Origin of the sequence: Luteimicrobium album, from assembly GCF_030161555.1 — a bacterium.
GTDB lineage: Bacteria > Actinomycetota > Actinomycetes > Actinomycetales > Cellulomonadaceae > Luteimicrobium > Luteimicrobium album.
The window spans coordinates 1222537-1237489 of sequence record NZ_BSUK01000001.1; the positions used below are offsets into that span (position 1 = coordinate 1222537).

The window sequence follows — 14953 nt, forward strand, 5'->3', positions numbered from 1 at the left end:
GGGAGGAGCACGACGGCGTGGGAGGCGGCATGAGACACGGCACCCTGGTGGACCTGGACGGGCGCGTCGGCGTCCGGTTCACCCTCGAGCTCCCCGCGACGGCGGACCGCGTGTGGCGCGCCGTGAGCGAACCCGCCGACATGCGGACCTGGTTCCCCCAGACCGTCACCTACCACCCGCACGTCGGCAGCGCCGTCGAGCTCACGGACGACCCGAACCTGCCGTCCGCCAAGGGCGAGGTCCTCGCGTACGACCCGCCGCGATCCTTCGCCTTCACCTGGGGCGAGGACGAGCTGTGGTTCGAGGTGTCCGACGGCGAGACGACGGACGACGGCGAGCCCGCCGCCCGGCTGGTGCTCACCGACGTCCTCGACCTGCGCGACTCGGCCGCACGCAACGCCGCCGGCTGGGAGGTCTGCCTCGACGAGCTCGAGGCCCACCTCGCCGACGACGACCCCACCGGCCCGCACACGCCCGAGGCCAAGGAGTGCTGGCGGGCGTACTACGAGCAGTACGTCGACGTCGGGATGCCCGCCGGCGCGCCCATCCCGGGTGAGGACGACGAGACCTGAGCCACATCGCGGCGCCCGCGGTCCGCGTAGCCCCGCCGACGCCGGTACCGTGGAGGGTTGTGACGAACTCGCAGACCGGAACCGCACCTGACCGCCGCCCGCACGTCGTGGTCGTCGGCGGCGGGTTCGCGGGCATCCACGTGGTCAAGGCCCTCGCGGGCGCGCCCGTCCGGGTGACCCTCGTCGACCGGCGCGTCTACAACACCTTCCAGCCGCTGCTCTACCAGGTGGCGACCGGCGGCCTGAACCCGGGCGACGTGACGCACTTCCTGCGAGCGCTGCGCTTCAAGCAGGACAACGTGGACGTCGTCCACGAGCACCTCATGGAGATCGACACCGAGGCGAAGCGCATCACGCTCCTCAACGGTGAGGGCCTGGACTACGACTACCTCGTCCTCGCGAACGGCGTCACGACCACCTATTTCGGGACCCCGGGCGCCAAGGAGTACGCGTTCTCGATGTACTCGCGGTCCCAGGCGATCAAGATCCGCGACACCCTGTTCACGCGTCTCGAGAAGGCCGCCCAGAGCCCGACCCGTCACGACGGGCTCCGGGTCGTGATCGTCGGTGGCGGACCCACAGGCGTAGAGATGGCCGGCGCGCTGGCCGAGCTCCGCGAGCAGGGCCTCATGCCGGCCTACCCGGAGATCGACGGCGAGGCGTTCTCCATCACCGTCGTGCAGCGAGGCAAGGACGTCCTCAAGCCCTTCACGCCGAAGCTCCGCGAGTACGCGTCCCACCAGCTCCAGCACCGCGGGGTCGAGCTGATGCTCGGCGCGGGGGTGGCCAAGGTCCTGCCCGACGCCGTCGAGCTCACCGACGGTCGGCTCGTCCCGTCCGACCTCACGATCTGGGCGACCGGTGTCGCCCCGCACGAAGAGGTCACCGACTGGTCGCTCCCCTCGACGAGGGCAACCGCATCCGCACAGGCGCGGACCTGCAGGTCGAGGGACTGCCCGGTGTGTTCGCGGCCGGCGACGTCGCCGTCTCACCCCAGGACCTGCCGCAGCTCGCGCAACCCGCGATCCAGGGTGGATGGCACGCGGGCAAGCAGATTCTCCGCCTGATCGCGGGCGAGCCTACCGAAGCCTTCGAGTACTACGACAAGGGTCAGCTCGCGATCATCGGACGCCGCTCCGCGATCGGTGAGCTCCCCGGCATCGCGAACCTGCCGGTGCTCCACGCGATCCCGTTCCTGCGCAAGGTACCCGGGATGTCGCGCGTCGTCGAGCTCACGGCCTACCCAGCGTGGTGGGTGTGGCTCTTCGTCCACATCGGGTCGCTCCTCGGCGCCCGCAACCGGATCACCACCATGGCGGGCCTCGCCGTACGCTACGGGTTCCGCTTCAACCGCAAACCCGTCCCGATCGTCGGTGACGTCCCGGCGGTCCGACCGAAGCGCGCTGTCCCGCAATCGAAGCAGGAGGCGAAGGCCGCGGCCGATGCCGAGCGCGCGGACGCCGACCTGTAGGTGCGCCCGCATTCACCCCGGCGCCCGTCTGTCGACTCGGGCCACCGTCCCGGTATCGTGTCGCCGTGAGCCAGGCAATCCCCTTCACCGACAACTACAACGACCTGTCGAACTCGAACGGCTACCAGTTCGAGTTCCGGTGCGAGCGGTGCGGCAACGGCTATCGCTCGGCGTTCCAGCCGGACAAGGCCATGACGGGGCGCGGGCTCCTGCGCTCGCTCGGCGACATGGTGGGTGGGCCGCTCCGCGACATCGGCAACGCTGCCGACGACTTCGTCCTCAACCGCGGGACGAACTCCTCCGCCAAGGACCGCGCTCTTGCGAAGGCCGTCGCCGAGATCTCGCCGGAGTTCACACAGTGCAAGGCCTGCGGTGACTGGGTCTGCCGGGACGCATGCTGGAACGAGCCCGTCGGCCAGTGCGTCCGGTGCGCCCCGCCTCTGCACGACGAGCTCGCGAAGCTCCAGGCCGAGGCTCGCCGCGTTCAGGTGCGGGACCGGCTCGCCGCCGCCGATCTCCTCCAGGGCACCGACATCGCCTCAGACGTCGTCGCGACCTGCCCCTCCTGCGGCGCTCGTGCGACCGGTGGGAAGTTCTGCGCCGAATGCGGGTCCTCCCTGTCCCGCACGTCGACGTGCGACGGCTGTTCGGCCGAGCTCCCCGACGGCGCGAGGTTCTGTCCCGAGTGCGGGACCCGCGCCAGGACGTGACCGCGCGTCCTCTCGCCGGACGACGGCGTCCGCCGGAGTCTCGCTGACCGTGCTCCTTCTCGCCGCGTGCGGGACGACCTCGGGCACTGCCGCCGGCGACGGCCCTCAGGGGATCGGAGCGGACGTCTACCTCTGCCCGGCCGACCAACGACCCGAGCGGCGGCAATCGCGCCGGCGCGTCCCCCGAGCAAGGCGGCAGCATAGGGCGCCGCGCACGTCACCTCCAGCGGTGGCAGGAGCGGACGGTTCGACCTCCCGTCCGCGTCCCGCCTGCTGAACAGCGACGACACCTTCGACACGGGCCTCGCACCGTCGACGGCCGACAAGGACTCGGACCAGGGGACTCCGTCTCTCGCCGTCCAGGTCGCCGGCAGCGAACTCCGGGGACCGATGACCACGAAGGACCACCACGGGTACCTACAGATCCATGGTGACGGGATCGCTACCGCGGCAAAGGGGCTCATGGGACATCGGGTGGGGGCGGCTCGCCGGTGAGCGTGGTGCTGGAGTGATGGGGTCGAGGTCCCCGAGGATCAGAGGCGACCAAGCTCTCTGCTCTTCTCGAGGACCTCGACGTTGTCCAACGCTACGGGGTGTGTCGGCGCACCCACCATCGAGCCGTGCCCGCGCTGTGATGCCCTGTTGGGTGTCGAGGGTGTTCATGTCGAGCGTGTCGAGCGTGGCCCGACGCGGTTGACGGTCACGGTCTCCACACCGTCACAGGTGATGGGCTGTCCGGCTTGCGGGGTCGTGGCCGAGGCGCGCGGTCGGCGGGTGCGGGTGCTGCACGACGTGCCCGGTGAACAGCCCGTGGTCGTGCGGTGGCGTCAGCGCACCTGGAGGTGCCCGGACCCGGGATGCGGCGTAGGGGCCTTCGTCGAGCAGCATCGCGCGCTGGTGCGCCCGCGCGGGTCGCTCACGCGCCGGGCGGTGATCTGGGCGATCGGGCAGCTGCGTCATGATCACGCGACGATCGCTGGTCTGGCCCGCCGCCTCGCAGTCGCGTGGAAGACGCTGTGGCGCGCGGTCAGGCCGGTCCTGGAGGACTTGGCGGGCGATGAGTCCCGGTTCGCCAGCGTGACGTCGCTGGGTGTGGACGAGCACGTGTGGCACCACGGTGACCGCCGCACCAAGGGCCCCAAGGAGCTGACTGGGATGGTCGACCTGACCCGCGACGGCGGGGGTCGGGTGCACGCCCGCCTGTTGGACCTGGTCCCGGGCAGATCGAAGAAGGCCTACGTCGACTGGCTCACCGAGCGCGGCGAAGGCTTCCGGGCCGGGATCGGCGTCGCCGCGCTCGACCCGTTCGGGGGCTACAAGTCCGCGATCGACGAACAGCTCGAGGACGCGACCGCGGTCCTGGACGCGTTCCACGTCGTCAAGCTCGGCACCGCCGTGGTCGACGAGGTCCGACGCCGCGTCCAGCAGACCACGACCGGGCACCGCGGACGCAAGGGCGACCCGCTGCTGGGGATCCAGACCATCCTGCGTGCCGGGGCCGAGAACCTCACCGACAAGCAGTGGGCGCGCCTGACCCGTGCGATCGAAGCGAACGAGGCCCACGAAGAAGTGTTCGTCGCGTGGCAGTGTGCCCAGGACCTACGCGCCGCCTACCGCGCCGCGGACCTCGCCGAGGGCCGCAAGCGCGCCGAGAAGGTCCTGAACTCGTTCCACACCTGCCCGATCCCCGAAGTCGCACGCCTCGGCCGGACCCTGCGGCGCTGGTCCGGGGCATTCCTGGCCTACTTCACCACCGGCCGCCAGAACAACGGACCCACCGAAGCCATCAACGGGCTCATCGAACTCCACCGCCGCCTCGCCCGCGGCTACCGCAACCGCGACAACTACCGCCTCCGCATGCTCCTCGCCGCCGGCGGACTCGACCTCAAGCCCCCACCGGATGTCCCATGAGCCATCAAAGGCGCCCGACGGCTCCGTCCAGCTGACGGTCGCCGACTTGGAGATGGCTTCCACCGAGCCCGACAGCGACCCGCTGCTCATCTCCGACAAGACCGTGTGCGGCGACGTCAAGCACCGACCAGCACACTGAACGGACCGCCGACGCGCCGCCGGTCCGGTCTCGTGAGCGTTCGGATACTGATGCACCCCCGCGGCCGGAGGGCCCGGGTGCTTCGTCTGTGTGGTCTCGTCGCGGACGGTGCGTCGTTGCAGATACGCCGAAGGCCACCCCGGATCGGGGTGGCCTTCGGTTGAATGGGTGTTCGGCGGCGTCCTACTCTCCCACCCCGTCACCAGGGCAGTACCATCGGCGCTGAAGGGCTTAGCTTCCGGGTTCGGAATGGGACCGGGCGTTTCCCCTTCGCTATGACCGCCGTAACTCTATGAACCTGTTCGGGACCCTTTTCGGGGGTGTGCCGGTGGCTCTAGAACCGCACAGTGGACGCGAAACACGGAAAGTGTTGTTGGTAAGTTGTCGGCTGATTAGTACCGGTCAGCTCCACGGGTCTTTCGTCCCCGCTTCCACATCCGGCCTATCTACCCAGTGGTCTAGCTGGGTGCCTCTCACCCCGAAGGGTCTGGAAACCTCATCTTGAAGCAGGCTTCCCGCTTAGATGCTTTCAGCGGTTATCCCTTCCGAACGTAGCTAACCAGCGGTGCTCCTGGCGGAACAACTGGCACACCAGAGGTTCGTCCGTCCCGGTCCTCTCGTACTAGGGACAGCCCTTCTCAAGTTTCCTGCGCGCGCAGCGGATAGGGACCGAACTGTCTCACGACGTTCTAAACCCAGCTCGCGTACCGCTTTAATGGGCGAACAGCCCAACCCTTGGGACCTACTCCAGCCCCAGGATGCGACGAGCCGACATCGAGGTGCCAAACCATGCCGTCGATATGGACTCTTGGGCAAGATCAGCCTGTTATCCCCGGGGTACCTTTTATCCGTTGAGCGACGGCGCTTCCACAAGCCACCGCCGGATCACTAGTTCCGACTTTCGTCCCTGCTCGACCTGTCAGTCTCACAGTCAAGCTCCCTTGTGCACTTGCACTCGCCACCTGATTGCCAACCAGGCTGAGGGAACCTTTGAGCGCCTCCGTTACATTTTAGGAGGCAACCGCCCCAGTTAAACTACCCACCAGGCACTGTCCCTGATCCGGATCACGGACCGAGGTTAGGAGTCCAGAGCGACCAGAGTGGTATTTCAACGTTGACTCCACACACGCTGGCGCGTGCGCTTCACAGTCTCCCACCTATCCTACACAAGCCGCACCGAACACCAATACCAAGCTATAGTAAAGGTCCCGGGGTCTTTCCGTCCTGCTGCGCGTAACGAGCATCTTTACTCGTAGTGCAATTTCGCCGAGTTCGCGGTTGAGACAGCGGAGAAGTCGTTACGCCATTCGTGCAGGTCGGAACTTACCCGACAAGGAATTTCGCTACCTTAGGATGGTTATAGTTACCACCGCCGTTTACTGGGGCTTAAATTCTGAGCTTCGCTCCCAAGGGAGCTGACCCGTCCTCTTAACCTTCCAGCACCGGGCAGGCGTCAGTCCGTATACATCGTCTTGCGACTTCGCACGGACCTGTGTTTTTAGTAAACAGTCGCTTCTCCCTGGTCTCTGCGGCCCTCCACGCTAGCCGGCAAGCGGCTTCACGCTTGGGGCCCCCTTCTCCCGAAGTTACGGGGGCATTTTGCCGAGTTCCTTAACCACGATTCACTCGATCGCCTTAGTATTCTCTACCTGACCACCTGAGTCGGTTTGGGGTACGGGCGGCTAGAACCTCGCGCCGAGGCTTTTCTTGGCAGCATAGGATCACCCTGTTATCCCGCTGATGCGGTCACCATCGGCCCTCGGGCTTCACGAGCAGCGGATTTGCCTGCTGCTCACCCTGCGACCTTGGACGTGGACAACCATCGCCACGCCGGGCTACCTTCCTGCGTCACCCCTGTTAATACGCTTACCTACTACCAGGTCGGGTCGCGCGCTAGGCCCACCCAGTGTTCCCGAAGGAACGGCGGGGGATTCGGGCGCTTAGCATCACCGGGCTCGGTATGGGCGGTTCTTCGCCGGTAGGAGAATCTCAACTCCTTGTCCATCGACTACGCCTGTCGGCCTCGCCTTAGGTCCCGACTTACCCAGGGCGGATTAGCCTGGCCCTGGAACCCTTGGTCATTCGGCGGACGGGTTTCTCACCCGTCTTTCGCTACTCATGCCTGCATTCTCACTCGTGTAGGCTCCACCACTGGGTTACCCCGCAGCTTCACTGCCCACACGACGCTCCCCTACCCATCCACACGCCTGGACCACGAAGGCCTAGCAATATGTGAATGCCACAGCTTCGGCGGTGTACTTGAGCCCCGCTACATTGTCGGCGCGGAATCACTTGACCAGTGAGCTATTACGCACTCTTTCAAGGGTGGCTGCTTCTAAGCCAACCTCCTGGTTGTCTGTGCAACTCCACATCCTTTCCCACTTAGCACACGCTTAGGGGCCTTAGCTGGTGGTCTGGGCTGTTTCCCTCTCGACTACGGAGCTTATCCCCCGCAGTCTCACTGCCACGCTCTCACTTACCGGCATTCGGAGTTTGGCTGACGTCAGTAACCTTGTAGGGCCCATCGGCCATCCAGTAGCTCTACCTCCGGCAAGAAACACGTGACGCTGCACCTAAATGCATTTCGGGGAGAACCAGCTATCACGAAGTTTGATTGGCCTTTCACCCCTAACCACAGGTCATCCCCCAGGTTTTCAACCCTGGTGGGTTCGGCCCTCCACGCGGTCTTACCCGCGCTTCAGCCTGCCCATGGCTAGATCACTTCGCTTCGGGTCTAGACCCAGCGACTACAGACGCCCTGTTCGGACTCGCTTTCGCTACGGCTTCCCCACACGGGTTAACCTCGCCACTGAGCACTAACTCGCAGGCTCATTCTTCAAAAGGCACGCTGTCACCCCTGCCAAGGAGGCTCCAACGGATTGTAGGCACACGGTTTCAGGTACTATTTCACTCCCCTCCCGGGGTACTTTTCACCTTTCCCTCACGGTACTAGTCCGCTATCGGTCACCAGGTAGTATTTAGGCTTAGCAAGTGGTCTTGCCAGATTCACACGAGATTTCTCGGGCCCCGTGCTACTTGGGATCCCCTTCGGGAGGCCACGCCATTTCGTCTACGGGGGTCGCACCCTCTGTGCCGGGCCTTTCAATGCCCTTCGACTATGACGAAGCTTTCTGACTCCCCGGACCCGTGTCAGCAGATCCAGAAGGGTCCCACAACCCCGCACACGCAACGCCTGACAGCTTTCACACGTGCACGGTTTGGCCTGTTCCGCTTTCGCTCGCCACTACTCACGGAATATCTCTTCCTGCCGGTACTGAGATGTTTCACTTCCCGGCGTTCCCTCCACACACCCTATATATTCAGGTGCAGGTGACCACACATGACTGTGGCCGGGTTTCCCCATTCGGACATCCTCGGATCACGGTTCGTTTGCCAACTCCCCGAGGCTTATCGCAGGCTACGACGTCCTTCTTCGGCTCCTGGTGCCAAGGCATCCACCCTGTGCCCTTAAAAACTTAACTCAACAACAAAATTGCAGAAACCACGGACACACACCCTCTCGGCCACCCACGAAAGGCGACCGGCGGGCATGCCATCTGTGATTCACAAAGATGCTCGCGTCCACTGTACAGTTCTCAAGCAACCGACGATCCCGCAACTCACCCACGCCCTACGGCACGAGATCCCCGCGGCCCGCATCAGAAGCAACAACCACCACCCACCACCCACCCCGCACGAAGCTCGACCAACCCTCACAGGCTGACCGACCCTCACACGCAGTGGTCCGGGCGGCTCACGGCCGTTCCCTCAGGACCCAACAGTGTGCTCATCGCCCACCCCACCAGCCGGCCACCACCTTCCACACCCAGGCCCCCGAAGGAACCCCAGCAGTACTAGCAGCGACCAACCCGACAGGGCCAGCTCGTCAATGTTCCACCCACGAGCAACCACCCGGCACACGTTCGGCACCGGCATGAACCACAGACCAACCACCCACCCCAACAAGAGGCAGACCAGCCGGCCCACGGCGCTCGACAGAAGCAAAAGCTCCTTAGAAAGGAGGTGATCCAGCCGCACCTTCCGGTACGGCTACCTTGTTACGACTTAGTCCCAATCGCCAGTCCCACCTTCGACCACTCCCCCACAAGGGTTGGGCCATGGGCTTCGGGTGTTACCGACTTTCGTGACTTGACGGGCGGTGTGTACAAGGCCCGGGAACGTATTCACCGCAGCGTTGCTGATCTGCGATTACTAGCGACTCCGACTTCATGGGGTCGAGTTGCAGACCCCAATCCGAACTGAGACCGGCTTTTTGGGATTCGCTCCACCTTACGGTATCGCAGCCCTTTGTACCGGCCATTGTAGCATGCGTGAAGCCCAAGACATAAGGGGCATGATGATTTGACGTCATCCCCACCTTCCTCCGAGTTGACCCCGGCAGTCTCCCATGAGTCCCCGGCATAACCCGCTGGCAACATGGGACGAGGGTTGCGCTCGTTGCGGGACTTAACCCAACATCTCACGACACGAGCTGACGACAACCATGCACCACCTGTACACCGACCTTACGGGGCGACCATCTCTGGCCGTTTCCGGTGTATGTCAAGCCTTGGTAAGGTTCTTCGCGTTGCATCGAATTAATCCGCATGCTCCGCCGCTTGTGCGGGCCCCCGTCAATTCCTTTGAGTTTTAGCCTTGCGGCCGTACTCCCCAGGCGGGGCACTTAATGCGTTAGCTGCGGCACGGAACTCGTGGAATGAGCCCCACACCTAGTGCCCAACGTTTACGGCATGGACTACCAGGGTATCTAATCCTGTTCGCTCCCCATGCTTTCGCTCCTCAGCGTCAGTTGCGGCCCAGAGACCTGCCTTCGCCATCGGTGTTCCTCCTGATATCTGCGCATTCCACCGCTACACCAGGAATTCCAGTCTCCCCTACCGCACTCTAGTCTGCCCGTACCCACTGCAAGCCCGAGGTTGAGCCTCGGGATTTCACAGCAGACGCGACAAACCGCCTACGAGCTCTTTACGCCCAATAATTCCGGACAACGCTTGCGCCCTACGTATTACCGCGGCTGCTGGCACGTAGTTAGCCGGCGCTTCTTCTGCAGGTACCGTCACTTGCGCTTCTTCCCTGCTGAAAGAGGTTTACAACCCGAAGGCCGTCATCCCTCACGCGGCGTCGCTGCATCAGGCTTGCGCCCATTGTGCAATATTCCCCACTGCTGCCTCCCGTAGGAGTCTGGGCCGTGTCTCAGTCCCAGTGTGGCCGGTCGCCCTCTCAGGCCGGCTACCCGTCGTCGCCTTGGTAGGCCATCACCCCACCAACAAGCTGATAGGCCGCGAGCCCATCCCCAACCGATAAATCTTTCCAGACACACCCATGCAGGCACGCCTCATATCCGGTATTAGCCCCGGTTTCCCGGAGTTATCCCAAAGTCAGGGGCAGGTTACTCACGTGTTACTCACCCGTTCGCCACTGATCCACCCAGCAAGCTGGGCTTCACCGTTCGACTTGCATGTGTTAAGCACGCCGCCAGCGTTCGTCCTGAGCCAGGATCAAACTCTCCGTAAATGTTTCAACGCCAACCACACCCACCCCACCAGACCAAAGCCCAGCAGAACAGACACAGTCAACAAACCATACGAAGAACACCCCCACAAAAAGGGGGCGATCAATCAAACTGGCCAGAACCAAACCATCCGGCAAAAACCATCAGATTCGATCCATGTCCAAAGGAATCCCAACCAGGCCACCAACAACCAACCCCAAGGCCAGCCACCAGCAACCCGACGAGAGTTAAATTGGCATTGACTATCAAGCACACTGTTGAGTTCTCAAGAAACGGACGCTCACCACCGTCCGGCCCTTTCAGGCCTTCTCCGTGGCGACTTCCGAACTCTATCCGATTCTCGGCCTGCCGATCAAATCCGCTGGATTTCGATCTGCGAGACGGAATCACATAAAGATCCGTCCGTCACGACAGCACCCAGGGCACGCAAATGTGCCGGGTTCTTTCGTGATGGGTCGCCCTCCGGTGGCGAACAGCCTCGCCGTGCTCTTGCGAGCCAGCTCGTCCGTCCCTCACAGCCCGGGGGGATCACTAGCGTAGCACCTCCCCGGGGTGGCTCCGACCACGCCCGCCCGTCGGACGCGACGCCGCCGCGGACCCCGGGCGAGGGGACCGGCGTCCGCGGCGGCTCGGTGCTGGTCAGGGCAGGTAGTACGTCGGGTTCGGGAGCTTGATCGCCCGGTCCGCGTGCCCGCCGATGAGGTCGGAGTACTGGTCCCCGACGTTGGCGACCACGTCGTATCCCCCGCCGGCGCGTGACTCCACGTGTGCCCGCGTCTGCGACTTGTACTCGATCGTCGTGCACGACGCCGCGGCGCACGTGATGTACGCCGGCTGCTGCGACGCGCCCTTGCCCGTCCACTTGGTGTAGTAGTTCGAGGACGTGAAGCCCTGGTACCCGACGGCTCGGAGGTTGCCGAGGGTCGCAGCCTTCTGGTCGTCGTTGCGGCCCGTCAGCCCCACGACCGTGCACCCGGCCTTCTTCGCGGTGTTCACGAGCGCGACCATGCCGGGCGTCGCGGCGAACTTCTCCGCCTGGACCCACACGTCCTGCTCGGCAGGGCTGTAGACGAACTTCATGTCCCCGACCTCCATGTCGTACGTCCACAGGGTCGTGTCGTCCGCGTCGAGGACGATGGCCGGGTTGCGGTGGAGCAGCCTGCCCACGGCACATTGGGCCGCGACCTGCGGGGTGAGCGTCCGGGTGAGGCGCTTCATCTCGGTGAGATACGGCGACGACGTCCTGCTGGCGATGCCGGTGCCAGGGTCGCCGTAGTACGTGGCGATCGTCTTCTTGACGGAGTCGATGTTCGGGATGCCCTCGCCGCCCTGGCTGAGCCCGCTCGAGCCGTCGGCCTTCATCGTGAAGTGCGTGCGCGGGGCGAGCTGCGACTCGTGCTTGCCGGGCAGGTCCGCCGACGGCAGGTAGTACGTCGGGTTGGGCAGCTTGAGCGTGTGGTCCGCGTAGCCCCCTGGAGGTCGGACCACTGGTCACCGACGTCGAGCGTGACCGTGTAGCCGAGGTCCTCGATGTGCTTGCGCGTCAGGGCCTTGAACTCGACGGTCGTGCACGACGACGTCTGGCACGTGATGTACGACGGCTGCTGCGAGGAGCCGGTGCCCGTCCACTTGGTGTAGAAGCGCGACGCCGTGAAGCCGTGGTAGCCGAGCCGGTCCAGGTCCTCGAGCGTGGCGGCCTTCTGGTCGTCGTTGCGACCCGTCAGGCCGAAGATCGTGAAGCCCATCGCCTGCGCGGTGTTGACGAACCGCACCATGGCCGGCGTCGCGGAGAACCGCTTGGCCGGGTCCTTGCCCTGGACCCAGACGTCCTGCTCGGCCGGCGAGTACACGAACTTCATGTCCCCGACCTCCATGTCGTAGGTCCAGAGCGTCGTGTCGTCGCTGTCGAGGACGATGGCCGGCTTCTCGTGGTGTCGCTTCGCGTCGGCGAGGAGCTTCGGAAGCTTGCGGAGCTCCTTGCCGACGATCCCCTCCATCTCGCTGATGTACGGCGAGGAGGTCTTGTCGGCGATGCCGGTGCCGGGGTCGCCGTAGTAGGCGGCGATCGTCTTCTTCACCGAGTCGATGTTCGGGATGCCCTCGCCACCCTGGGTGAGCCCGCTCGAGCCGTCGGGCGCCATGGTGAACTGCGTGCGCGGGGCGAGCTGCTGGCTGCTGCCCGACGACGGCCCGCCGGGATGGCCACCTCCTCTGCCGTGGGCGTCCGCGGGGAGGACGGCGGTGGTGACGGTGAGCCCGAGCCCGACGGCTCCGGCGACGACGGTGGTGACGATCCTGCGGGTGCTGCTCACGGGGGTCTCCCTCGGGCTCGCGGCGGTGCGGACCCTCGCGAACGTACCACCCAGTAACTTCACGCGACAGGCTCAGGTGCCCCCGACCTGCGCTCCTCGCGGGACAGCCGGCTGGGCCACCACATGGAGCGTCCGACGTCGAGGTTGAGCGCCGTGACGAGCACCGAGCGCACGATCAGCGTGTCCAGCAAGACACCGAACGCGACCGCGAACCCGATCTCCGCGAAGGTCACGAGCGGCAGCGTGCCGAGCGTCGCGAACGTCCCCGCGAGCACCAGCCCCGCGGACGTGATCACGCCGCCCGTGGCCGCCAGCCCGACGAGCGCGCCTCGCCGGGTCCCGAGCTTCGACGCCTCCTCGCGCACCCGGGTCATGAGGAAGATGTTGTAGTCGATGCCGAGCGCGACCAGAAAGACGAAGACGAAGAGCGGCAGCGACGGATCGGCCCCGGCGTAGCCGAAGACGTGACGGAAGAACAGCGCGCTCACGCCCAGCGCGGCCCCGAACGACAGCACGACCGTGCCTATGAGGATGAGCGGCGCGGTGATCGCCCGCAGCAGCAGCGCGAGGATCACGAACACGACGAGCAGGATGAGCGGGATGATCCGCTCGGTGTCGCTCCACGACGCCCTCAGCACGTCCAGGTTTACGGCGGTCGAGCCGCCGACCTTGGCGTCCGCCCCGGGCACCGCGTGGACGGCGTCGCGCACCCGGTCGACCGTGTCGTACGCGGCCTGGCTGTCGGGCGCGGACGTGAGCGTCCCCTCGAGGTAAGCCACGCCGTCGGCGACCACGGGCTTGGTCACGGTCGACGCGTCGATGCCCTCCGTGCCGGCGAACGCCTCCCGGACCTCGGGCGCCTGCGCCGCGTTCGCCTCCACCACGACCGGCTCCCCGGCGCCGCCCGGGAAGTGCTTCTCGAGCACCTGCTGACCGGTCACCGACGGCTGCTCGCCGCGGAAGGACTCCGCCGTCGACAGCCCGGTCGCGTTCAGCTGGGTCACGCCCAGCGTGCAGACCGCGAGGATCAACGACGTCACCACCCACGTGCGCCGCGGACCGCGCGCGATGCGCCGCCCGACGTGCGCCCAGACGCCGTTCTCGGTGGGCTCGGCCTGGCCCTCGTGCGGGACACGGGGCCAGAACACCCAGCGACCGCACGCGACCAGGAGGGCGGGGAGCAGGGTCAGCATGACGAGCAGCCCCACGACGATGCCGATCGCCGCGACCGGGCCCAGCCCGCTCGTGGAGCTCATCTGGGCGATCAGGAGGCACAGCATGCCGAGCGCGACCGTCGCGCCCGACGCGATGATCGCCGGGGACGCCCGGTGCAGGGCGAGCCCCATCGCCTCGTGCTTGTCGTGGTGCCGGCGCAGCTCCTCCCGGTACCGCGCGACCAGCAGGAGGGCGTAGTCCGTCCCCGCCCCGAAGACCAGCACCGTGAGGATGCCGGCGGACTGCGCGTTGACCGTCAGCCCCGCATGGTCGGCGAGCAGGTAGATCACGGCCTGCGCGACCGTCAGCGCGACGCCCGCCGAGATCACCGGCAGCAGCCACACGATCGGGCTGCGGTAGGTGAGCAGGAGGATGACGATCACCACGCCGGCGGCCGCGAACAGCAGCGTCGACTCGATCCCCTCGAAGGCCTTCGACGAGTCGGCCCCCTGGCCCGCCGGACCGGTGACGTACGCGCGGAGGTCGGGTGCGCCGTCGTCGGCGACCTGACGGAGCTGGTCCACGACGTCGGACGCCTGGTCCCAGCCGTTCGGGCCCAGGTTGAGCGGGACGACGACCTGAGCGGCCTGGCCGTCCTGGGAAGGCACGGGCCCGACGACCTTGCCGTCGAGGTCGTCGCGCTGGCCGAACTCCTTCGCGTCCGCCGCGACCGACGTGAGGTCCGCAGGGGTGAGCTTCCCGCCGTCGTCGCGCACGTACACGACGACCGCGGGCAGCGTGTCCGGGTCGGAGAAGCGGGACGCGACGTCGAGCACCTGGGTCGACTCCGCGCTCGCCGGGAGCCAGTTCTTGGCGTCGTTCGACTCGACGCCGCTCAGCTTCCCCGCGAGGGGACCGAGGACGGCGAGCACGACGAGCCAGAAACCGATGACGATCCACTTGGTCCATCGGTAGGTGATCCACGCGGCGATCCGGGGCACCGTCCCAGTCTGTGTCCCAGCCCGCGCACAGGGAACCCCGGGAGCACCCCGATCCGTCCCTGATCCCGGATGCGTGCGGCACACGTCGGGCGCACGGTGGAGGGCATGACCGACCGCCGACGCCCGGTCCGCCGGGTGACCACCCTTCT

Annotated in this window: 8 protein-coding genes and 3 rRNA genes; 5 read left to right on the forward strand and 6 right to left on the reverse strand. The window is 65.9% G+C overall.

Annotation, left to right across the window (positions count from 1 at the left end):
- Positions 1–29 precede the first annotated feature (29 nt).
- The 5 genes from QQK45_RS06230 (at position 30) to QQK45_RS06250 (ending at position 4664) form a co-directional block, all read left to right on the forward strand.
- Entirely contained in the window at positions 30–572 is a 543-nt protein-coding gene (locus QQK45_RS06230; protein WP_284292516.1) for an SRPBCC domain-containing protein, read from the forward strand.
- 59 nt (positions 573–631) lie between these two features.
- Entirely contained in the window at positions 632–1639 is a 1008-nt protein-coding gene (locus QQK45_RS06235) for an NAD(P)/FAD-dependent oxidoreductase (protein ID WP_284292517.1), read from the forward strand.
- Entirely contained in the window at positions 1534–2043 is a 510-nt protein-coding gene (locus QQK45_RS06240) for an NAD(P)/FAD-dependent oxidoreductase (RefSeq protein WP_284292518.1), read from the forward strand. The genes QQK45_RS06235 and QQK45_RS06240 overlap by 106 nt, the downstream gene beginning before the upstream one ends.
- Positions 2044–2108: 65 nt before the next feature.
- Positions 2109–2753, forward strand: a complete 645-nt coding sequence (locus QQK45_RS06245) for a zinc ribbon domain-containing protein (protein ID WP_284292519.1) — start codon at positions 2109–2111, stop codon at positions 2751–2753.
- A gap of 576 nt (positions 2754–3329) precedes the next feature.
- Positions 3330–4664, forward strand: coding sequence for an ISL3 family transposase (locus tag QQK45_RS06250; protein ID WP_284292520.1), 1335 nt, complete (start codon positions 3330–3332; stop codon positions 4662–4664).
- 309 nt (positions 4665–4973) lie between these two features.
- Here the strand turns inward: QQK45_RS06250 and rrf are convergent.
- The 6 genes from rrf to QQK45_RS06280 form a co-directional block, all read right to left on the reverse strand.
- A 5S ribosomal RNA gene (gene rrf / locus QQK45_RS06255) occupies positions 4974–5090 on the reverse strand.
- A gap of 85 nt (positions 5091–5175) precedes the next feature.
- Positions 5176–8285: ribosomal RNA gene (locus tag QQK45_RS06260) — 23S ribosomal RNA — on the reverse strand.
- Between the two features lie 534 nt (positions 8286–8819).
- Positions 8820–10338 (reverse strand): 16S ribosomal RNA (locus QQK45_RS06265).
- The 16S, 23S and 5S rRNA genes sit together here, the layout of an rRNA operon.
- A gap of 637 nt (positions 10339–10975) precedes the next feature.
- Entirely contained in the window at positions 10976–11698 is a 723-nt protein-coding gene (locus tag QQK45_RS06270) for an HAD family acid phosphatase (protein WP_284292521.1), read from the reverse strand.
- Positions 11695–12648 (reverse strand): HAD family acid phosphatase, encoded by a 954-nt coding sequence (locus QQK45_RS06275; RefSeq protein ID WP_284292522.1) that lies wholly within the window; start codon positions 12646–12648, stop codon positions 11695–11697. The genes QQK45_RS06270 and QQK45_RS06275 overlap by 4 nt, the downstream gene beginning before the upstream one ends.
- Before the next feature lie 59 nt (positions 12649–12707).
- Positions 12708–14804 (reverse strand): MMPL family transporter, encoded by a 2097-nt coding sequence (locus QQK45_RS06280; protein WP_284292523.1) that lies wholly within the window; start codon positions 14802–14804, stop codon positions 12708–12710.
- Positions 14805–14953: the final 149 nt, after the last annotated feature.